General features: G+C 49.5%; 1 protein-coding gene. It reads left to right on the top strand.

What is annotated here, in order from left to right; translation table 11 throughout:
* A partial coding sequence (locus BRSPCE3_RS35705) for a DNA cytosine methyltransferase (protein WP_244071802.1) occupies positions 1 to 251 on the top strand: 251 nt, incomplete at its 5' end.
* Positions 252 to 396 lie beyond the last annotated feature (145 nt).

Genomic DNA, 396 nt, shown 5'->3' with positions numbered 1-396 from the left:
GTACTGAATTCTTCAAACCTGAGAAGGGGCGGTATCTCCATCCAGAGCAACATCGGCCAATTACACATAGGGAAGCAGCACGCTTTCAGAGCTTCCCGGACGATTTCAGATTCACAGGCTCCAAAATCGAGATCGCCAAACAGATAGGCAATGCTGTCCCACCTTTGCTTGCTGCACGTGTAGCCGACGTCGTCCGTGTACTTCTCTCAACACAGTCTGAGAACTCGAATGGACGTCTTCAGCAAGGATAAAAGAAGCCAAATAATGTCCAAGGTTGGAGGCAAAGATACCAAGCCGGAGTTGATCGTCTGATCTTTGCTTCATAGAATGGGTTATCGCTTCAGGATTCATCGCACCGACCTTCCCGGCAACCCAGATATTAGCTTGCCGAGACAC

It is taken from the genome of Bradyrhizobium sp. Ce-3 (assembly GCF_022835695.1).
Lineage (GTDB): Bacteria > Pseudomonadota > Alphaproteobacteria > Rhizobiales > Xanthobacteraceae > Bradyrhizobium.
The sequence above is the reverse complement of the archived record's forward strand: the minus strand, read 5'-3'. Positions and strand labels throughout refer to the sequence as shown.